We start from the raw sequence: 19,574 nt of genomic DNA, 5'->3' as shown, positions 1-19,574 counted from the left end.
AGGCTCCAGCGTCCCCCGAAGGTTGCGCTAGCGTGAGTGGCTCGACGGACCACCTTCGATGAGATCGGGCCAAGATGCGCATCGTCGTCCACGCCTTCGACGGCGTCACCCTCTTCCACCTCGCCACGCCGCTGCTGGTGTTCGGCGAGGTGGGCCGTCAGGGCCTGGCCCCGGGGTGGGACCCCGTGGTGTGGACAGCCGACGGCCGCGCGGTGCGCACGACCGAGGGCCTCCTCGTCGGCGGCGTCCACGGACCCGAGGTCGTCGAGGGCGCCGACCTGCTCGTGCTGCCGTCGTGGCCCACCGACCTGCCTCCGGCCGAGGAGGACCTGGTGCGGGCGGTCCGGGCGGTCACGGCGGGCGGCGGCACGGCCGTCGGCCTGTGCCTGGGGGCGTTCCCGGTCGTGGACAGCGGTGTGCTGGACGGCCGCGGCGCGGTCACGCACTGGGGCGCGGCGGCGCAGCTCGCGCGCCGGCGCCCCAACGTGGCCGTCGAGGCGGCAGCGCTCTACCTCGACCACGGCGACGTGCTGACCTCGGCGGGCACCGCGTCGGCGATCGACGCCTGCCTCCACGTCGTGCGGACCCGCCTCGGCGCGGTCGCCGCGGCCACGGTGGCGCGTCACCTGGTCGTCGCCCCCCACCGCGAGGGCGACCAGGCGCAGTACGTCGAGCGACCGGTGCCGCGCGCGGACGACACCGGGCACGTCGGGCCCACCATGGACTGGGCCCTGGCGCACCTCGACCGCCCCCTGGGCGTCGAGGAGCTGGCCGCGCACGCCCGGATGAGCCGACGCACCTTCACGCGTCGCTTCGCCGAGGCCACCGGCACCACCCCCGCGCGCTGGGTGCTCGCCCGCCGCCTCGAGGAGTCGCGCCGGCTGCTGGAGACCACCACCCTCCCGGTCGCGCGGGTCGCCGCGACGTGCGGCTTCGCCAGCGCGGTGACCTTCCGGCAGAACTTCGCGAGCGCCTACGCGACGACGCCCACGTCGTACCGCAAGCGCTTCGCGGTCACCTGAGCCGGCGGCCCGGGGCCTCCGCCCGCGGGGTGGGTCAGGCCAGGGCCTGCAGCTGGCGCACGTGCTCGTCGAGGTCACGGCCCTCGGGGTTGGCGTTGTGCACCGCCCACCGCACCAGGCCCTCCTTGTCGATGACGTAGGAGGAGCGGCGGGGGCAGCCCTTGCGCTCGTCGAAGACGTCGTAGGCGCGGGTGACCTCGCCGTGGGGCCAGAAGTCGGAGAGCAGCGGGAAGTTCAGCCCGTCGGCGTCAGCGAAGGCCCGCAGCGCGTAGGTCGGGTCGCAGGAGATGGCCAGGACCTCGCTGTCGAAGGTCATGAACTCCGCGAGCCGGTCGCGCACCCCGGCCATCTCGCCGGTGCACACCCCGGAGAAGGCGAAGGGGTAGAAGAGGATCGCCACCGCCTTGGTGCCGCGGTAGGACGACAGCGTGACGTCCTGGCCGAACTGGTCGCGCAGCGAGAAGTCGGGCGCCGGGCCCCCGAGCCGCAGGCCCGGGGCCCCGCCCGCCGACGGGGACGCCGACGTCGCCGTCGCGCTCATGCGTCCCGCTTCGCCAGGTCGCGCTTGAGGACCTTGCCGGTGGAGTTGCGCGGCAGCTCGTCGAGCAGCACGATCTCGCGCGGCACCTTGTAGCGGGCCAGGTTCTGCTTCACCCAGCCCTTGAGGTCGTCCTCGCTGACCGAGGAGTCGTCGACCACCACGAAGGCCTTGAGCCGCTTGCCGAAGTCGTCGTCGTCGACCCCGACGGCCGCCGCCTCGACCACGTGCTCGTGGCGGGCCAGGCAGTCCTCGACCTCCTTGGGGAAGACGTTCTCGCCGCCGGAGACGATCATCTCGTCGTCACGGCCCTCGACGTAGAGCCGGCCGTCCTCGCCGAAGCGCCCCACGTCGCCGGTCGACATCAGCCCGTCGACGACCTCCTTGTGGCCGCCGCCGGTGTAGCCCTCGAAGAGCAGCCCGTTGCCCACGAAGATCCGCCCGGCCTCGCCGGCGGGCAGCTCGCGGCCCTGCTCGTCGAGGATCTTCACGACCGTGGCGTACGGCGGGTGGCCGGCCGACGACGGGGCCGCGCGCAGGTCGCGCGGGCCGGCGATGGAGGCGTAGGCGACCTCCGTGGAGCCGTAGGTGCTGTAGAGGTTGTCGCCGAAGCGGTCCATCCACGTCACCGCCAGGTCACCGGGCAGCGCCGAGCCCGACGAGGCGACGACCTCGAGGCGGGTCAGGTCGTGGCGCTCGAGCACCTCCTCGGGCAGGGCGAGGATGCGCTGCAGCATGACCGGGATGACCACGAAGGAGTCGCACTCCTCGGCCGCGAGCAGCTCGAGGCTGGCCTCGGGGTCGAAGCGGCGGGTGAGCACGAGGGTGGAGCCGAGCAGCATGGCCAGGGCCATGTGGGCGAAGCCCCACGTGTGGAAGAGGGGCGCGGCGACGTGGGTGCGCCAGCCCTGCTTGAGCGGGATGCCCGAGAGCAGCGCGACCGCGGCGTCGACGCCGGCCTCGCTGCGCGGAGCGCCCTTGGGCGTGCCGGTGGTGCCGGAGGTCAGGATGATCGTGCGCCCGTGGCGCTCGGGGGCCGTGAGGTCGCCGCCGTCGTGGGCCGCGACGAGGGACTCCACGGTCGGCTGCCCGGGCTCGGAGCCCTGCTCGGTCCAGGCCAGGACGGTGTGGGCGACGTCGGCCGCCTCGACCATCTCGGCGAACTCCTCGTCGTGCACCAGCACGGTGGGCCGGTCGCGCTCCAGGACGTCCACGAGCTGCGGTCCGGCGAAGGCGGTGTTGAGGTAGATCGCGTCACCGCCGAGCTTGGCGACGGCGATGCTGGCGTCGAGGAAGTAGCGGTGGTTGCGGCACATGATCGCGACGCCGTCGCCCTCGCCCACGCCGAGGTCGGCCAGGGCCCGCGCGAGGGAGTTGGAGCGGCGGTGCAGCTGCTCCCACGTCAGGGAGCCGATCTCGTCGACCAGCCCGGTCGCGTGGGGGTCGCGGATCGCCAGCGAGGCGAAGCCCCCCGCGGGTCCCGGGCCCCACTGCGTGAGCGTCCTGGCCAGCCGGGCCAGCACCACCGGCGAGTAGGGCTTGATCACCCCGGCACGACCGAGGACCTTCACCGACATGCCGGCCGAGGAGACACCGGTCATGATCTTCTGGAGCACGGGGCGTTCCTGTCTGGCCGTCCACAGGCGACCTGGGCATCCGGCCGCGGGAGCCGGTCGGGGCGGTGCCGCCCCGGTGAGCGGACCGTACGACGCGTCGCGCGCCGCCGGTTCACCCACCAGGACGACTCGGTCGTGCGGGGACGCCGGGGGTGGCCGGCGGCCCGCTCAGGCGGGGGTCTTCGGCGCGACGAGCCGCGTCGCGGCCCAGTCCTTGCTCACCGCCGCGGTCGTGGTCTGGGCCAGGCCCGCGATGGGCGCGGCCTCGGCGATGTCGGCGGCGTCGACCGAGCCCGGACGTCCGACCTTCGGCGTGAGCAGCCAGATGGAGCCGCCGCCGACCAGGTCGGTGAGGGAGTCGACGAGCCCGTCGACGAGGTCGCCGTCGTCGGCGCGCCACCACAGCACGACGGCGTCGACCACGTTGCCGTGGTCGCCGTCGACCATGTCGGCGTCGATGGTGTCCTCGATGGAGACCCGGAGGTCGTCGTCGGTGTCGTTGTCCCAGCCGAGCTCCTGGATGACCATGCCCGCGCTGAAGCCGAGCCGTGCCGCCGGAGTGTCGGCAGTGGTGCCGTCGTCGGTCGTGGTCCCGGTCGTGGGGCCTGTCTGGGTGGACCCGCCACCCGCGGTCGAGCTCACTGAGTCCTCCAGTCTGTGGGCTCCGGGGCCGTCGGTCCGGCCACGGATGAGGAGTAGTCCAGCGGAGTGCGGGCCCGCGCGCAAGCCAGTGACCAGGGTGAGGACGTCGGCGGTCCGGTCAACGGACGTCCCGTGACGCTCAGCGAACCCTTTTCCGGCGTACTCGCGGGTAGATTTCGCCGGTCGGGACGGCGTGCCACGATGAGCGAGTGACCGATGACTCATCCACCCCGTCCGGCACCTCCTCGACCGGTCCCGCCACCGCGGGCACCGCACGTGCGGGCTCGGCCCGCGCCGTGATCCACGAGGGCCTGCCCACCCAGCTGCCCGACATCGATCCGGACGAGACCCACGACTGGATCGACTCCTTCGACTCCATGGTCGACGAGCGCGGCCGCGAGCGCGCGCGCTACGTCATGCTCCGGCTGCTGGAGCGCGCCCGGGAGATGAACGTCGGCGTGCCCGCCCTGCGCAGCACCGACTACATCAACACCATCCCGCCGGAGCGCGAGCCCTGGTTCCCCGGCGACGAGGAGGCCGAGCGGCGCATCCGCGCCTTCATCCGGTGGAACGCCGCGGTGATGGTCTCCAGCGCCAACCGCAAGGGCCTGGAGGTCGGCGGCCACATCGCCACCTACCAGTCCTCGGCGAGCCTCTACGAGGTCGGCTTCAACCACTTCTTCCAGGGCAAGGACGCCCCCGGCGGCGGTGACCAGATCTACATCCAGGGCCACGCCTCCCCCGGCATCTACTCGCGTGCCTACCTCGAGGGCCGGCTCAGCGAGCAGCAGCTCTACCGCTTCCGCCAGGAGGTGCAGCACGGCACGGGCCAGGGCCTGCCCTCCTACCCGCACCCGCGCCTCATGCCGGACTTCTGGGAGTTCCCGACGGTCTCGATGGGTCTGACCGGCATCAACTCGATCTACCAGGCCCGCTTCAACCGCTACCTGCAGAACCGCGGCATCAAGGACACCGACAACCAGCACGTGTGGGCCTTCCTCGGCGACGGCGAGATGGCCGAGCCCGAGTCGCTGGGCGCGATCCGCGTCGCGGCCCGCGAGGAGCTCGACAACCTCACCTGGGTCATCAACTGCAACCTCCAGCAGCTCGACGGACCGGTCACCGGCAACGGCAAGATCATCCAGGAGCTCGAGGCCAACTTCCGCGGCGCCGGGTGGAACGTCATCAAGGTCGTCTGGGGCCGCGAGTGGGACCAGCTGCTGGCCCGCGACGTCGACGGCGTCCTGGTCAACAAGATGAACGCCACCCCCGACGGCGACTTCCAGACCTACTCGGTCGAGGACGGCGGCTACGTCCGCGAGAGCTTCTTCGGCGGCGACCCGCGCCTGCGCGCCATGGTCGAGCACATGAGCGACCAGCAGATCCAGAAGCTGCCGCGCGGCGGCCACGACTACCGCAAGGTCTACGCCGCCTTCGACGCCGCCAAGAAGCACGTGGGCCAGCCCACCGTGATCCTGGCCAAGACCATCAAGGGCTGGACGATCGACGCCCTCGAGGGCAAGAACGCCACGCACCAGATGAAGAAGCTGACCCCCGAGGACCTCAAGAAGTTCCGCGACCGGCTCTACCTGCCGATCTCCGACCGCGACCTCGAGCGCTCCTACGAGGAGACCGGCGCCGCGCCGTTCTTCCACCCCGGCGAGAAGTCCCCCGAGATCGACTACATGATGGAGCGCCGCCGCCAGCTCGGCGGCTCGGTGCCGCGTCGCGTGCTGCGGGCCAAGCCCCTCACGCTGCCGGCCGACAAGGTCTACGCCGACCTCAAGAAGGGCTCGGGCAAGAACTCGGTGGCCTCGACCATGGCCGTCGTCCGCCTGCTCAAGGACTGGATGAAGGACCCCGAGATCGGCAAGCGGATCGTGCCGATCGCGCCCGACGAGTACCGCACCTTCGGCATGGACGCGATGTTCCCCAGCGCCAAGGTCTACAACCCCGGCGGTCAGCGCTACGAGTCGGTCGACCGCAAGTTGTTGCTCTCCTACAAGGAGTCGACGCAGGGCCAGATGCTCCACGAGGGCATCTCGGAGGCCGGCGCGATGGCCTCGGCCACCGCAGCGGGCTCGGCCTACTCCACGCACGGCGAGCACATGATCCCGTTCTACATCTTCTACTCGATGTTCGGCTTCCAGCGCACCGGCGACTCGATCTGGGCCATGGCCGACCAGCTCGCCCGGGGCTTCCTCATCGGCGCCACGGCCGGTCGCACCACGCTGACCGGCGAGGGCCTGCAGCACGCCGACGGACACTCGCCGCTGCTCGCCACCACCAACCCGGCGATCAAGCACTACGACCCGGCGTTCGCCTACGAGATCAGCCACATCATGCAGACCGGGCTGGAGCAGATGTACGGCTCCACCGAGGAGCACCCCGACGGCGAGAACGTCATCTACTACCTCACCGTCTACAACGAGCCGGTCCCGCAGCCGGCCGAGCCCGAGGACGTCGACGTCGAGGGCATCCTCAAGGGCATCCACAAGGTGTCCACCGGCGAGGGCGACGGACCCCGCGTGCAGCTGCTCGCCTCCGGCGTCGGCTTCCCGTGGGCCCAGGAGGCCGCGCGGATCCTGCGCGAGGACTGGGGGGTCGTGGCCGACACGTGGTCGGTGACCTCGTGGAACGAGCTGGCCCGCGACGCCGTCGCCTCCGAGCAGTGGAACCTCATGCACCCCGGCGAGCCGCAGCGCACGGCGTACGTCGCCGACAAGCTGGCCGGGTCGCAGGGCCCGTTCCTGGCCGTCTCGGACTTCATGGCCGCGGTGCCGCTGCAGATCGCGCGCTGGGTGCCCGGCGACTACTGCGTGCTCGGCGCCGACGGGTTCGGCTTCGCCGACACCCGGCCCGCCGCGCGCCGCTTCTTCAACATCGACGCCGAGTCGGTGGTGGTGCGCACGCTGCAGGCGCTGGCCGACGCGGGCGAGATCGACCCGGCACAGGTCGAGAAGGCCTTCGCGCAGTACCGCATCGACGACCCGACCGCGGTCGCCGGACGCAAGCAGGAGGGCGGCGACGCCTGAGCGTCACCGCACCAGCACGGCACGCGAGGGGCGTGCGGGCCTCGGCCCGCACGCCCCTCGCGGCGTCGTCGGCACCGCTCCGGCCCGGCACGCGCCGCCGCGGCCCTGCGCGGCCTCAGGCCGTGGCGACGACGTGCACCGGGCTGACCGGCGCGGCGGGGCCGTTGGCGAGCAGCCGCCGCCACCGGGCCCGGCTGTAGACCGCGGGCCGGGTCGTACGCACGAAGTCGTCGAGGATCGCGGCGAACCGCTCGGGGTGGTCCTTGTGGGGGAAGTGCCCCGCCCCCGCGATCACCTCCACGCTGGCCTTGGGCGCCAGCGACGCGGCGTTGTCGGCGTGGCTGACCGGGATCACCCGGTCGTGGCTGCCCCAGACCACGCTCATCGGCATGGCCTCGGTGAGGTAGGCCCGGTCGGCCATCGTGACGAGCTGGCCGCGCCAGTCGACGACCGCGCGCACGACCTGGCGGATCGCGGCCCGGGCACGCGGATCCTTGAAGGAGTCGTAGATGTCGGCGACCTCGGCGAGGTCGCTGGTGCCGGGCAGCGGCGCCGCGGCCAGCGTGCGCATGCCGGCGACGCCCACGTGGCGCACGCCGGGCAGGGTGAGCACGCCCATCAGCTGGTGGAAGCCGGGCGTCGTGATGGCGCGGATCGCCGGCGAGACCTCGGGCCCGAGACCCCCGGAGGCGACCAGCATCATCCGCTCGGTGCGCTCGGGGAACTGGTAGGCGAACTGCATCGCCACGCCGCCGCCGAAGCTGTGGCCGACCACCGTCACCTTGTCGATGCCCAGCACCGTGAGCAGGTCGCGCATGCCGTTGGCGTAGCCACCCACGGAGTAGTCGGCGCGCGGCTTGTCGGAGGCGCCGTGACCCAGCAGGTCGGGCGCCAGCACGGTGTAGCGCTCGGCCAGGGTGTCGATGACCGGGGACCACGTGGTGTGGTCGCAGCCCAGACCGTGCAGCAGCAGGACGACCGGCCCGCTGCCGACCTTGACGAAGGCGCGGCGGTGGCCGTGGATGGTGAGGTGCTGGACCTCGTGGTGCGGTGCCGTCACGCGGGGCCTCCCGGGGCTGCGACGTTGTGCGGGATTCAACCAGACGCCACTCGGCCCACGCAGCACAACCGCCCGGCCCACCGCTGATTTCACCCGCGCGGGGGCACTAGCCTCGGGGCGTGCCCCCTGCCGCCGCGGACCCCTCGGAGCAGCGGCGCCGCGCCGCGGCGCGCCTGCTGCGCGCCACCGGCGCCCTCAGCACCGCCGCCACGGCCCGCATGGACGCTTCCGTCCCGTGGTTCCGCGAGCTCAGCGCCGAGGACCGCTCCTGGGTCGGCCTCATCGTGCAGGCGGGCGTGCGCGGGTTCGTGGAGTGGTACGGCGCCGACGGCGGGACCCCCGGGTCCGGGCCGGCGCTGGCCGGGTCGATCTTCGAGGCCGCGCCCCGCACCCTGGCCGGCGTCATCACCCTGGGCCAGACCGTCGACCTGGTGCGGCTCTCGATCGAGGTCGTCGAGAGCAACGTCGACAGCGTGCTGGAGCCCGAGGAGGCGGTCGACGTGCACGCCGCCCTGCTGCGCTACGCCCGCGAGATCGCCTTCGCGACCGCCGAGGTCTACGCGCGCGCCGCCGAGGTCCGCGGCGCCTGGGACGCCCGCCTCGAGGCGCTGGTCGTCGACTCGGTGCTGCGCGCCGAGGCCGACGAGACCGTGCTGTCCCGCGCCAGCGCCCTCGGGTGGACCGCCCGTGGCCGGGTCGTGGTCGTGCTCGGGTCGGCGCCGGCGCGACGCACCGAGACCGACCTCTTCGACGAGGCGCGCCGACGGGCCCGGGCCGCGGGCACCGACGCCCTGTGCGCCGTGCAGGGCGAGCGGCTCGTCGTCATCCTGGGCGGCGTCGAGGACCCCCGCGCCGCCGCCGACGTGGTCGTCGGGCTCTTCGGCGAGGGACCGGTCGTCGTCGGGCCCGTCGCCGGGAGCCTCGCGGAGGCCCACGTCTCGGCCCGGGCCGCGGTCTCGGCGCTGCGCGCCGCCAGCGGCTGGCCCGAGGCGCCGCGCCCCGTGCTGGCCAACGAGCTGCTGCCCGAGCGGGTGCTGGTGGGCGACGGCCACGCCCGGCGCCACCTCGTGGAGGACGTCTACCTCCGCCTGGTCGGGGCCCGCGGCACGCTGGTGGAGACCCTCGCGGCCTACCTCGCCGCCGGCGGCTCCATCGAGGGCGCCGCGCGGGCGCTCTTCGTCCACGCCAACACCGTGCGCTACCGGCTGCGCCAGGTCGCCGACCTCACGGGCTACGCGCCCGGCGAGCCGCGCGACGCCTTCACCCTCGAGATGGCGCTGGTGCTCGGGCGGCAGTCGGGTCGGCGGACCCCGGCACGACCGGCTTCGGACACCACGACACATCTGTAAACCGGATTTGTCGGGTTCCTACAACTTCGAGCCGCGCACTTGGTGCGCGCCGCAGGTGGGTCCCGGCCCCGGGCCCCGGCAGAGTGGGGGTGTGCTCGTCATCGTCGCTCCCGGTCAGGGAGCCCAGTCGCCCGGTTTCCTCACCCCCTGGCTCGAGGACCCCACCTTCGCCGCCCGCTTCGAGTGGCTCTCCACCGTCGCGGGCCTCGACCTCGTCGACTACGGCACCAACGCCGACGCCGAGACCATCCGCGACACCAAGGTCGCCCAGCCGCTGCTGGTGGCGACCGGTCTGGTCACGGCGCTCGCGCTCTTCCCGCACCCCGGCGACGCCTTCGAGCGCATCGGGGCCGTGGCCGGCCACTCCGTGGGCGAGATCGCCGCCGCGGCGGGCGCCCGCGTCATCACCGCCGAGCAGGCCATGGTGCTGGTGCGCGAGCGCGGCAAGGCCATGGCCGAGGCCTCGGCCGCGACCCCGACCGGCATGACCGCCGTGCTGGGCGGTGACCGCGAGGAGGTGCTGGCCGGCCTGGCCGAGCACGGTCTCACCGCCGCCAACGACAACGGCCCCGGCCAGGTCGTCGCCGCCGGCACCCTGGAGCAGCTGGAGGCCTTCAGGGCCGCTCCCCCGGCCAAGGCCCGCCTCGTGCCGCTCTCGGTCGCCGGCGCCTTCCACACCCACCACATGGAGCCCGCGGTCGGCCACCTCGGCCACCTCGCCCGCGCGGTCTCGACCCACGACCCCCGCACCCGCGTCATCTCCAACCGCGACGGGCAGGTCGTCCACGACGGTCGCGAGGTGCTGCGCCGCCTGGTCGGCCAGATCTCCCACCCGGTGCGCTGGGACCTGTGCCTGGAGACCATGGAGGACCTCGGCGTGACCGGCATCCTCGAGATGCCGCCGGCCGGCACCCTGACCGGCATCGCCAAGCGGGCGCTCAAGGGCGTGGAGACCTTCGCCCTCAAGACCCCCGACCAGCTCGACGACGCGCGCGCCTTCTGCGACAAGCACGGCGAGTCCGCCGGCATGGAGAACAGCCCCACCTGGCGCATGGTCGTCTCCCCCACCAAGGGCACCTTCCACCGCGACGAGGCGGCCGGCGCCACCGACCAGCTGGCCGCGGGCGCGGTGATCGGCGAGGTCGCCAGCTCGCGCGACAAGCTGGTCGTCACCGCCAACCACGGCGGCCAGGTCGTGGAGTGGCTCGTCGAGGACGGCGACCTGGTCTCCCCCGGTCAGCCCCTGCTGCGCCTGCACCCCCACGGCGCCAGCTGATGGCCGCCACCACGGGCCTGCGCACCGCCCAGGGCGCCGCCCACGCCGCCATCAAGAGCGTCGGCGCCTACCGCGCCTCGCGCGTCGTCCCCAACTCCGAGGTCGTCGAGGCCATCGACTCCTCCGACGAGTGGATCCAGCAGCGCTCGGGCATCCGCGAGCGGCGCTGGGCCACCGAGGAGGAGACGGTGCAGGTGATGGCCGTGGGCGCCGCCCGCCAGGCCGTCGAGCGCGCCGGCCTGGAGCCGGGCGACATCGGCTGCGTCATCGTCGCCACCGTCAGCCACCACCTCAGCACGCCGTCGCTGGCCACCGCCGTCGCCCACGAGCTCGGCACCGACCACGCCCCGGCCTTCGACATCTCCGCGGCGTGCGCCGGCTTCTGCCACGGCGTGGCCCTGGCCTCCGACCTCGTGCGCGGCGGCAGCGCCGGGCACGTGCTGGTCATCGGGGTCGAGAAGCTCTCCGAGATCACCGACCCCACCGACCGCGGCACCGCCTTCATCTTCGCCGACGGTGCGGGCGCCGTGGTCGTCGGACCGAGCGAGACCCCGGGCATCGGCCCGGTCGTCTGGGGCTCCGACGGCGAGCAGTACGACCTCATCCGCACCCGCGAGGACTGGCACCAGGCGCTCACCTCCGAGGAGCCCCGCGTGCCGCACCTGGTGATGCAGGGCAATGCCGTCTTCCGCTGGGCCTCCTTCCAGATGGCCAAGACCGGGCTGGAGGCCGTCGAGCGGGCCGGGATCACCGTCGACGACCTCGACTGCTTCGTGCCCCACCAGGCCAACAACCGCATCACCGACACCATGGCGCGGGCCATGAAGCTGCCGGCCGACGTGCGCATCGCCCGCGACATCGTCGACCAGGGCAACACCTCCGCCGCCTCCGTGCCGCTGGCGCTGGACCGCATGGTGGCCGAGGGCGACGCCCGCTCCGGCGACCTCGCGCTGCTCATCGCCTTCGGCGCCGGGCTCTCCTACGCCGCGCAGGTCGTCACCATCCCCTGACCGGCCCCTGAGCGGCCCCGCGCGGGCCGGCAGGAGCCCGACCGCACGCCCCCGACGTACCCGACGCACCACCCGAACCCCCGCGGGGACCTCCCGCGGCCACCACAGAGAAGGAATCACGCGATGCCCACCACCGAAGAGATCCGCGCCGACCTCGCCGAGATCGTCAACGAGGTCGCCGGCGTGGACGCCGACGACGTCCAGCTCGACAAGTCCTTCGTCGACGACCTCGACGTCGACTCGCTCTCGATGGTCGAGGTCGTCGTGGCCGCCGAGGAGAAGTTCGGCGTGTCCATCCCCGACGACGAGGTCAAGAACCTCAAGACCGTCGGCGACGCCGTGGCGTTCATCGAGCGCGCCTCCGCCTGACCGGCAGCACCACCGCAGCACCACGGCGGCCCCGGACCCCGGGGCCGCCCCGCACCACCCGCGTCGGGCGGGCGCAGCAGCACCGCCCGACGCGTCCCTTCCCGCACGTGAGGACACCCTGACGATGACATCCGCGCCATCCGCCCGCACCCGAGTCGTGGTCACCGGGCTCGGCACCACCAGCCCCGTCGGCGGCGACGTCGCCACCACCTGGGACGCGCTCGTCGCCGGCCGCTCCGGCGTCCGGCGCCTGACCGACGAGTGGGCCGCGGACATGCCGGTCAAGATCGCCGGTCGCGTGGCCGTCGAGCCCACCGAGGTGCTCGAGCGGGTCAAGGCCCGGCGTCTCGACCGCTCCTCGCAGTTCGCGATGGTGGCGGCCATGGAGGCGTGGGCCGACGCCGGCCTCCTCGACGCCGAGCTCGACCGCGACCGCCTCGGCGTCGCGATGGCCTCCGGCATCGGCGGTGTCACCACGCTGCTGTCGAACTACGACGTGCTCAAGGAGAAGGGCCCCCGCCGCGTCTCCCCGCTGGCGGTGCCCATGCTCATGCCCAACGCGCCCGCCGCCAACATCAGCCTCTACGTCGGCGCCCGCGCCGCCGTGAACACCCCGGTCTCCGCCTGCGCCTCGGGCAACGAGAGCATCGCGCTGGCCATCGACCAGATCCGCCTCGGCCGTGCCGACGTCGTCGTCGCCGGCGGCACCGAGGCCGCGATCCACCCGCTGCCGATGGCGGCCTTCGCCAACATGATGGCGCTGTCGAAGACCGGCAGCGAGGAGGGCGGCGACCCCACCACCGTCTCCCGTCCCTGGGACACCGGGCGCGACGGCTTCGTGCTCGGCGAGGGCGCCGGCGTGCTGGTGCTGGAGTCGGAGGAGCACGCCCGCGCCCGCGGTGCGCGCATCTACGCCGAGGTGCTCGGTGCCGGCATCACCGCCGACTCCCACGACATCGCCCAGCCCGACCCCGAGGGCCGTGGGGGCACCCGCGCGATCAAGCGGGCCCTCCTCGAGGCCGACATCAGCCCCGCCGACATCGTCCACGTCAACGCCCACGCCACCTCGACCCCGCAGGGCGACATCGCCGAGGGCCTGATGCTGCACGCGGTGATGGGCTCGCACGCCTCGGAGGTCGTCACCACGAGCACCAAGTCGATGACCGGCCACCTGCTCGGCGGCGCCGGCGCGCTGGAGTCGATCGCGACCGTGCTGGCGCTGCACCACCGCCTGGTGCCGCCCACGATCAACCTCGACGACCTCGACCCGCAGGTCGAGCTCGACATCGCCACCACCGCCCGCACCCTGCGCGACGGCGACATCGCGGCGCTCAACAACTCCTTCGGCTTCGGCGGCGCCAACGTCGCCGTCGCGTTCGGGACCTACCGATGAGCGTCCAGGCGGCGCCCGCCAAGCCGGCGAAGCTCCCCCGCGACCAGGACCCCCGCAACCCGGTTCTGCGCCTGACCGCCTTCTTCGACGACGGCTCGATGGAGCTGCTCACCCCCGACGGTGACTCCGGCATGCTCGCCGCCATCGGCAAGGTCGCGGGCTCGCCCGTGGTCGCGTTCTGCTCCGACGCCACCGTCATGGGCGGGGCGATGGGCGACGTGGGCTGCCGCGTGGTCGTCGACGCCTACCACCGCGCGATGACCGACGGCGTGCCGATCGTGGGCCTGTGGCACTCCGGCGGGGCACGCCTGGCCGAGGGCGTGCTCTCCCTGCACGCCGTGGGCCGCATCTTCCACGTGATGACCCAGGCCTCGGGCAAGATCCCGCAGATCTCCGTGGTGCTCGGCCCCGCGGCCGGCGGCGCGGCCTACGGCCCGGCGCTGACCGACGTGGTCATCCTCGGCCCCGAGGGACGCATCTTCGTCACCGGGCCCGACGTCGTGCGCTCGGTGACCGGGGAGGACGTCGACATGCTGCGTCTCGGTGGTCCCGAGCCGCACGGTCGCCGCTCGGGCGTCGTGCACATCCTCACCGACTCCGAGGCCGAGGCCCTCGAGCGCGCCCGCGGCGTGGCCTCGCTGCTCGGCGCCCAGGGCAGCCTGCGCGTCGAGGACGTCGAGGACCGCGACCTCGCGGCCCTGCTCCCGGAGTCGAAGAAGCGCGCCTACGACGTGCACCCGCTGGTCGAGTCGGTGCTCGACGAGGGCACCGCCCAGGAGCTCCACGCCCGGTGGGCGCCCAACATCGTCACCGCCCTGGGCCGCTTCGGCGGGCGCACCGTCGGGGTGGTGGCCAACAACCCGCTGCGCCTCGGTGGCTGCCTCGACTCGCTGTCGGCGGAGAAGGCCAGCCGCTTCGTGCGCATGTGCGACGCCTTCGGGGTGCCTCTCATCGTCCTCGTCGACGTGCCCGGCTACCTGCCCGGTGTCGGACAGGAGTGGGACGGGGTCGTGCGCCGCGGCGCGAAGCTCCTGCACGCCTTCGGCGAGTGCGTCGTGCCCCGGGTCACCCTGGTGACCCGCAAGACCTACGGCGGCGCCTACATCGCCATGAACGCCCGCTCGCTCGGTGCCACCAAGGTGTTCGCCTGGCCCGGGGCCGAGGTCGCGGTCATGGGCGCTGTCGCCGCGGTGCGCATCCTGCACCGGCGCAAGCTCGCCGAGGTGTCGGTGGAGATCCGTCCCCAGGTCGAGGCCGAGCTCGCCGCCGAGCACGAGCGCATCGCCGGTGGTGTCGACAAGGCCGTCGAGATCGGGGTCGTGGACGAGGTCGTCAGCCCCGAGCGCACCCGCAGCATGATCGCGCGCGCCATCGACGAGGCCGTGCAGAGCGTCGGCGTACGCCACGGCGCGCACGGCAACATCCCGCTCTGAGGCTCCTCGCCGGCACCCCGCCGCGCCCCCCGCACACACCAGCACGCCCCCGGGTCGTCCCACGATCCGGGGGCGTGTCGCGTCACCGCCGCGCCCGTGGCACGGTGGGGAGACGACCGTCACACGACGACCACCCGGGAGGTCGACCCCCATGCCCGCCACCACGCTCGCGCTGATCCGACCGTCCACCCGCCGCGCCCGCGCCGCCCGAGGCCCGCGCGCGGCCGCACTGGCCGTCGCGGCGGCCACCGCGCTGGGCGCCGCCGTGCTCGGGCCCGCTGCGCCGGCGCCGGCGCACCCGGGTCACGAGGGCTTCGCCCGCTTCGCCCAGATCGAGCGCGGCGACGGGATCCTGCGCAAGGGCTGCCACGACTACCGCTACCGCTACGAGGTGGAGGTGAAGCCGCGCTTCGACCAGTGGGCGTTGGAGACGTTCCTGGTCGACCGGCGGGGCGAGCGGGTCGCGGCCGGCGCCTTGCTCAAGGGCGCCGACCCCAAGGCCGGGGTGGACTCGATCCGCTTCTGCCGCACCGCGACCGTGCCGGGCCGCTTCACGCTGCGCGGCAAGCTCACGCTGCAGAACGTCGACGAGATCCACGACGGCTCCATCAAGCCGATCCGCTTCCGCCTGCGCCTGCCGAGCTGACCCGACGGCTCGCGCGGCACCGGGCTCGGCGGGACCTCACGGCGTCGGCCCTGCGGGGTGCCGGACCAGCGTCGGCGACCGGCCCGACGGCCTCAGACGACCTGGTGCAGCCAGCGCACCGGCGCGCCGTCGCCCGCGTGGCGGAAGGTCTCGAGCTCGTCGTCCCACGGCTTGCCGAGCAGCTTGTCGATCTCGGTCAGCAGGGTCACCTCGCCCAGCGCGGCCTTGACGACCGCGGCCTTGAGCCGGTCCTCGGGGATCATGATGTCGCCGTGCAGCCCGGTGACGGCGTGGTAGACGCCGAGCTCGGGGGTGTAGGAGAAGCGGGTGCCCTCCGTGGCGCTGGTGGGCTCCTCGGTGACCTCGAAGCGCAGGTGGTTCCAGCCGCGCAGCGCCGAGGCGATGGCGGCAGCACTGCCGGCCGAGGCCGCCCAGGACAGCTCGGCTCGGTAGGTACCCGACTGCGCCGGCTGCGGCGTCCAGTCGAGGCTGACGGCGACACCGAGCACTCCGCCGACGGCCCACTCCACGTGCGGGCACAGCGCCGAGGGCGCTGAGTGCACGTAGAGCACGCCCCTCGTCGAATTACGGGTGGCAGTCTGTGTGGTCACCGTGACCTCCTTCATCTGCGGCGCGAGCTACGCCTTCCCCAGCGGTCTCGTCGTCAGATGTCGGTCGCACGAATGACACTCGTGTAGTTGTGCGGCCCATTGTGCCGCACGCCGGCCCCGGGCACCAGCACGACATCCCGTCGGTGCCTCACAGGTGGCGCACAGGTGGTCCCGGTGGTGCTGCCAGCCGCCCCGGCGAGGGTCCTCGGTGTGAGACGTCGAGCGACGTCGCAGACCCGGCGAGAGGACACCACCATGAGCGACGACCGATCCGGCACCGACCGGCCCACCCCCAGCGGCTCGCGCTGGGAGCCGACCGGTCCCGCGGCGCCCACCGCACCGCTCGCCGCCGCACGCCCGGCCGAGGCCCCCGCTCCGAGCGCCGAGACGGCCACCTCGACGGGCGCCCCGACGGACACCGCTGCCGCCGCGCCGCTGTCGACCCGCCGCCGGTGGCGCGAGCGGCTCCCCCGCCGCCGCGGCGCACGCGTGGCCGCCGCCGGCGCGCTCGCCGCGCTGCTGCTGCTGGGCTCGGCCGCGGGCGGCTTCGCGGTGGGCCGGGCGACCGGGCCCGACGGCGACCGCACCGGAGTGCCGGGCGCGCCGTCGGGCCACGGACCCGGCGACGGCGACGGCGACGACCGCGGCTTCCCCGCTCAGGGTGGCCCCGACGGCGACGGCCCCGCGGGAGGGTTCCCCGCCGCTCCCGACGGCACCGCTCCCGGGGGGACCGCGCCCGACCCCGCCGACCCCGGCGCGACGACCGACGACGACGCGAGCGGGTCGGCCACGTGACCACCCTCGCCGCTCCCCCGGCGCCGCACGGGGCCCCGAGCACGTCCGCGGCGCTCGACACCGGTGCCGCGCGCGTCGACGCAGCGGTCCGGACCTCGGCCGTGGCGGCGCTGTGGCTGAGCCTGCTCGTCGTCACCTACTGGTGGGTCGCCGGCGGAGGGGTGCAGGACCTCGCGGGGTGGCAGACGGGTCTGCTCTCCAGCGGCCGCCTCGCCGGGCTGGTCGGCTCCGACCTGCTGCTCGCGCAGGTGCTGCTCATGGCGCGACTGCCGTGGCTCGAGCACGCCTTCGGCCAGGACCGACTGGCACGGCTGCACCGCGTGGTCGGCTTCGTGTCCTTCGACCTCGTGCTGGCCCACGTCGGTCTGATCGTCTGGGGCTACGCCGCCGGGGACCTGCTCGCCACTCCGGCGACCGCCTGGGACCTTACGGTCGACTACCCGGGCATGCTCCTCGCACTCGCCGGCCTGGTCTGCCTGGTCATCGTCGTGGTGACCAGCGTCCGCGCCGCGCGCTCCCGGCTGCGCCACGAGTCGTGGCACCTGCTGCACCTCTACGCCTACCTCGGGGTCGGGCTCGCGCTGCCCCACCAGCTGTGGACCGGGCAGGAGCTGCTCGCCTCGACCGCGGCCACCGTCTACTGGTGGAGCGCCTGGGCGGCGGCGGCCGGCGCCGTGGTGGTGTGGCGCGTGGCGCTGCCGCTGTGGCGCTCCTGGCGCCTGGACCTCCGGGTCACCTCGGTGGTGGCGGAGGGCGACGCCGCGGTGTCGGTCTACCTCACCGGACGCCTCGACCGGCTGCGGGTCGAGGCCGGGCAGTTCCTGCTGTGGCGCTTCCTGACCGGCCCGGGCTGGTCGCGCGCCCACCCCTACTCGCTCTCGGCCGCCCCCGACGGGCGCAGCCTGCGCCTGACGGTCAAGGCGCTCGGCGACGGCAGCGCCGCCGTCGCCTCGCTGCGCCCGGGCACCCGCGTGCTCGTCGAGGGGCCCTTCGGGCGCCTCACCGCGCGCGCCCGCACCCGCCGGGGCGTGCTCCTGGTGGGGTCGGGCGTCGGCATCACCCCGCTGCGCGCGCTGGCCGAGGGGCTCGACCAGACCCCGGGCGACGTGGTCGTGCTCCACCGCTACGCCCGGGAGCCGCTGCTCGGCGCCGAGCTCGCCGTGCTGGCCCGTGAGCGCGGCCTGCGCCTCGTGGGGCTCCCCGGCCCCCGCCGGGCTCCCGGCTCCTGGCTCGGCGACGGCGTGCCGCCCGTGGACGACACGGCGGCCCTGCTCCGCCTCGTGCCCGACGTCGCCGAGCGCGACGTCTTCGTCTGCGGCCCCGACGGCTGGAGCGACTCCGTCGTCGCCAGCCTGCGCGCCGCGGGCGCGCACCCCGACCACGTCCATCTCGAGACCTTCCAGTGGTGACCCGATGAGACGCATCTCCCTGTGGGCCCTCAGCACGCTGTCGACCGTCGTGTTCCTCCTGGGCTACCGCACCTCGCTGGAGGGCCCCAGCACCACCGCGGCCCTGCCCGCCTACAGCGCCACGACCACGAGCACCGCCGGCGCGACCACGGGCGGGACCACGGGCGGGAGCACCACCGGTGGGTCGACCGGCGCAGGGGCGGGAGGCGGCGACGCCGGCTCGGGCGGCTCTGGTGGGTCGAGCACGGTGACCGGCAGCGTGGTGCAGACCCAATTGGGGCCGGTGCAGGTGCAGCTCACGGTGGACGGCGGCGGCGCGATCACCGGGGTCGACGTGCTGCAGTACCCCTCCGGCAACGGTCACGACCAGGAGATCAACGCCTACGCGCTGCCGGTGCTGGTGCAGGAGACGCTCGACGCCCAGAGCGCCGAGATCGACATGGTCAGCGGCGCCACCGTGACCAGCCAGGGCTACGTCGGCTCACTGCAGGACGCACTCGACCAGGCCGGCCTGTGAGCGCCCCCGCGGCCACCGCACCCGGCCCGACGCGCCGCCACGTCGACCACGTCATGGGCCTGCCGGTCAGCCTCGCGCTGCGGGGGCCACACGCCGCCGACCCCGACGACCCGGCCGCGCTCGAGGCCTGGTCGGCGGTCATGACGAGCCTGCGCGGCAGCGACGCGCTGCTGAGCACCTGGCGCGAGGACTCCTGGGTGTCGCGGCTGGACCGGGGCGAGGTCTCCCTGGCGCAGTGCCCACCGGAGCTGGCCGAGGTCCTCGCCCTCGGGGAGGACGCCACCCGCGACTCCGGCGGCGCCTTCACGCTGCGCCTGCCCGACGCCGTGGGCCGCGTGCGTCTCGACCCGACGGGCGTGGCCAAGGGCTGGGCCCTCGACCGGGCGGCCCGCGCGCTGGAGCCGCTGGTGGGCACCGATTGGTGCCTGTCGGGCGGCGGCGACGTGCTCTGCCGCACCCGGAGCCGGCGTACGCCGCTGTGGCGGGTCGGTGTCGAGGACCCGCGCGACGCGTCGCGGCTGCTCGCCGTGGTGCCGGTCGGCAACGGCGCGGTCGCCACCTCGGGCACGACCCACCGCGGCGCTCACCTGCTCGACGGGCGCACCGGGCGCACGGCCCGCGGGGTGCGGCAGGTGACGGTGGTGGCCCCGACCCTCACCGAGGCCGACGTCGACGCCACCTGCGCCTATGCCCTGGGCCCCGACGCGCTCGCGTGGCTGCGGCAGCGCCCCGGACGCTCGGGGCTCGTGGTCCACGACGACGGCACCACGAGCACGTTCGCCACCCCGCGCTGACCACGCAACACCCGTGTCCCACCCGCGTCCCACCCGCACCGCATCCACACCGGGCCGGC

18 protein-coding genes are annotated in these 19,574 nt (G+C 74.1%); 13 read left to right on the top strand and 5 right to left on the bottom strand.

Annotation, left to right across the window (positions count from 1 at the left end):
* The first annotated feature begins 74 nt into the window (after positions 1-74).
* Complete coding sequence (locus ASF50_RS07450; protein WP_056864254.1) at positions 75-1,022, top strand: GlxA family transcriptional regulator; 948 nt, start codon at positions 75-77, stop codon at positions 1,020-1,022.
* Positions 1,023-1,056: 34 nt separating this feature from the next.
* Here the strand turns inward: ASF50_RS07450 and ASF50_RS07445 are convergent, their stop codons facing one another.
* From ASF50_RS07445 to ASF50_RS07435, 3 genes are all read right to left on the bottom strand, one after another.
* Complete coding sequence (locus ASF50_RS07445) at positions 1,057-1,563, bottom strand: peroxiredoxin (RefSeq protein WP_056903932.1); 507 nt, start codon at positions 1,561-1,563, stop codon at positions 1,057-1,059.
* Positions 1,560-3,176, bottom strand: a complete 1,617-nt coding sequence (locus ASF50_RS07440) for an AMP-binding protein (protein ID WP_235557581.1) — start codon at positions 3,174-3,176, stop codon at positions 1,560-1,562. The genes ASF50_RS07445 and ASF50_RS07440 overlap by 4 nt, the downstream gene beginning before the upstream one ends.
* Positions 3,177-3,344: 168 nt before the next feature.
* Positions 3,345-3,818 (bottom strand): DUF3052 domain-containing protein, encoded by a 474-nt coding sequence (locus ASF50_RS07435; RefSeq protein WP_082500250.1) that lies wholly within the window; start codon positions 3,816-3,818, stop codon positions 3,345-3,347.
* A gap of 209 nt (positions 3,819-4,027) precedes the next feature.
* Here ASF50_RS07435 and aceE point away from each other — a divergent pair, with 209 nt between their 5' ends.
* The gene (gene aceE / locus ASF50_RS07430; RefSeq protein ID WP_082502850.1) at positions 4,028-6,853 is read left to right on the top strand and encodes a pyruvate dehydrogenase (acetyl-transferring), homodimeric type; all 2,826 of its coding nucleotides are present in this window, start codon (positions 4,028-4,030) and stop codon (positions 6,851-6,853) included.
* A gap of 115 nt (positions 6,854-6,968) precedes the next feature.
* On the opposite strand, the gene ASF50_RS07425 is transcribed toward aceE, so the two are convergent.
* Positions 6,969-7,913, bottom strand: a complete 945-nt coding sequence (locus ASF50_RS07425; RefSeq protein WP_056903931.1) for an alpha/beta fold hydrolase — start codon at positions 7,911-7,913, stop codon at positions 6,969-6,971.
* A gap of 119 nt (positions 7,914-8,032) precedes the next feature.
* On the opposite strand from ASF50_RS07425, the gene ASF50_RS07420 reads away from it, so the two are divergent.
* The 7 genes from ASF50_RS07420 (at position 8,033) to ASF50_RS07390 (ending at position 15,389) form a co-directional block, all read left to right on the top strand.
* A complete protein-coding gene (locus tag ASF50_RS07420) occupies positions 8,033-9,262 on the top strand; it encodes a PucR family transcriptional regulator (RefSeq protein ID WP_056864251.1) in 1,230 nt (409 codons plus the stop codon).
* Between the two features lie 91 nt (positions 9,263-9,353).
* The gene (locus tag ASF50_RS07415; RefSeq protein WP_056903930.1) at positions 9,354-10,538 is read left to right on the top strand and encodes an acyltransferase domain-containing protein; all 1,185 of its coding nucleotides are present in this window, start codon (positions 9,354-9,356) and stop codon (positions 10,536-10,538) included.
* The gene (locus ASF50_RS07410) at positions 10,538-11,548 is read left to right on the top strand and encodes a beta-ketoacyl-ACP synthase III (RefSeq protein ID WP_056864249.1); all 1,011 of its coding nucleotides are present in this window, start codon (positions 10,538-10,540) and stop codon (positions 11,546-11,548) included. The genes ASF50_RS07415 and ASF50_RS07410 overlap by 1 nt, the downstream gene beginning before the upstream one ends.
* A gap of 123 nt (positions 11,549-11,671) precedes the next feature.
* Positions 11,672-11,917 carry an acyl carrier protein gene (locus ASF50_RS07405; RefSeq protein ID WP_056864248.1) on the top strand — a complete coding sequence of 82 codons (246 nt, stop codon included), beginning with the start codon at positions 11,672-11,674 and terminating at the stop codon, positions 11,915-11,917.
* A 124-nt stretch (positions 11,918-12,041) separates the two neighbouring features.
* On the top strand, positions 12,042-13,310 hold the full coding sequence (gene fabF / locus ASF50_RS07400; RefSeq protein ID WP_056903929.1) for a beta-ketoacyl-ACP synthase II: 1,269 nt from the start codon (positions 12,042-12,044) through the stop codon (positions 13,308-13,310).
* Complete coding sequence (locus ASF50_RS07395; RefSeq protein WP_056864246.1) at positions 13,307-14,743, top strand: acyl-CoA carboxylase subunit beta; 1,437 nt, start codon at positions 13,307-13,309, stop codon at positions 14,741-14,743. The genes fabF and ASF50_RS07395 overlap by 4 nt, the downstream gene beginning before the upstream one ends.
* A 151-nt stretch (positions 14,744-14,894) precedes the next feature.
* On the top strand, positions 14,895-15,389 hold the full coding sequence (locus ASF50_RS07390) for a hypothetical protein (protein WP_056903928.1): 495 nt from the start codon (positions 14,895-14,897) through the stop codon (positions 15,387-15,389).
* Positions 15,390-15,481: 92 nt separating this feature from the next.
* Here ASF50_RS07390 and ASF50_RS07385 read toward each other — a convergent pair whose 3' ends face one another.
* Complete coding sequence (locus ASF50_RS07385; RefSeq protein ID WP_056864244.1) at positions 15,482-16,015, bottom strand: DUF3145 domain-containing protein; 534 nt, start codon at positions 16,013-16,015, stop codon at positions 15,482-15,484.
* A 240-nt stretch (positions 16,016-16,255) separates the two neighbouring features.
* Between ASF50_RS07385 and ASF50_RS07380 the strand changes: the two genes are divergently transcribed.
* The 4 genes from ASF50_RS07380 to ASF50_RS07365 are packed head-to-tail and all read left to right on the top strand — an operon-like array spanning position 16,256 to position 19,515.
* A complete protein-coding gene (locus ASF50_RS07380; RefSeq protein ID WP_056903927.1) occupies positions 16,256-16,795 on the top strand; it encodes a hypothetical protein in 540 nt (179 codons plus the stop codon).
* A complete protein-coding gene (locus ASF50_RS19895) occupies positions 16,792-18,204 on the top strand; it encodes a ferric reductase-like transmembrane domain-containing protein (protein WP_056903926.1) in 1,413 nt (470 codons plus the stop codon). Before ASF50_RS07380 ends, ASF50_RS19895 begins: the two co-directional genes overlap by 4 nt.
* A 4-nt stretch (positions 18,205-18,208) precedes the next feature.
* Positions 18,209-18,721 carry an FMN-binding protein gene (locus tag ASF50_RS07370; protein WP_056903925.1) on the top strand — a complete coding sequence of 171 codons (513 nt, stop codon included), beginning with the start codon at positions 18,209-18,211 and terminating at the stop codon, positions 18,719-18,721.
* Positions 18,718-19,515, top strand: a complete 798-nt coding sequence (locus ASF50_RS07365) for an FAD:protein FMN transferase (RefSeq protein WP_228943402.1) — start codon at positions 18,718-18,720, stop codon at positions 19,513-19,515. Before ASF50_RS07370 ends, ASF50_RS07365 begins: the two co-directional genes overlap by 4 nt.
* Positions 19,516-19,574: the final 59 nt, after the last annotated feature.

This window comes from Nocardioides sp. Leaf307, from assembly GCF_001423135.1.
Classification (GTDB): Bacteria; Actinomycetota; Actinomycetes; order Propionibacteriales; family Nocardioidaceae; genus Nocardioides; species Nocardioides kribbensis.
The sequence above is the reverse complement of the archived record's forward strand: the minus strand, read 5'-3'. Positions and strand labels throughout refer to the sequence as shown.

Coding starts and splice junctions, on each gene's coding strand:
- ASF50_RS07405 (WP_056864248.1), top strand. CDS start 11,672: ATGCCCACCACCGAAGAGATCCGCGCCGACCTCGCCGAGATCGTCAAC.
- fabF (WP_056903929.1), top strand. CDS start 12,042: ATGACATCCGCGCCATCCGCCCGCACCCGAGTCGTGGTCACCGGGCTC.
- ASF50_RS07410 (WP_056864249.1), top strand. CDS start 10,538: ATGGCCGCCACCACGGGCCTGCGCACCGCCCAGGGCGCCGCCCACGCC.
- ASF50_RS07450 (WP_056864254.1), top strand. CDS start 75: ATGCGCATCGTCGTCCACGCCTTCGACGGCGTCACCCTCTTCCACCTC.
- ASF50_RS07385 (WP_056864244.1), bottom strand. CDS start 16,015: ATGAAGGAGGTCACGGTGACCACACAGACTGCCACCCGTAATTCGACG.
- ASF50_RS07395 (WP_056864246.1), top strand. CDS start 13,307: ATGAGCGTCCAGGCGGCGCCCGCCAAGCCGGCGAAGCTCCCCCGCGAC.
- ASF50_RS07445 (WP_056903932.1), bottom strand. CDS start 1,563: ATGAGCGCGACGGCGACGTCGGCGTCCCCGTCGGCGGGCGGGGCCCCG.
- ASF50_RS07370 (WP_056903925.1), top strand. CDS start 18,209: ATGAGACGCATCTCCCTGTGGGCCCTCAGCACGCTGTCGACCGTCGTG.
- ASF50_RS07380 (WP_056903927.1), top strand. CDS start 16,256: ATGAGCGACGACCGATCCGGCACCGACCGGCCCACCCCCAGCGGCTCG.
- ASF50_RS07390 (WP_056903928.1), top strand. CDS start 14,895: ATGCCCGCCACCACGCTCGCGCTGATCCGACCGTCCACCCGCCGCGCC.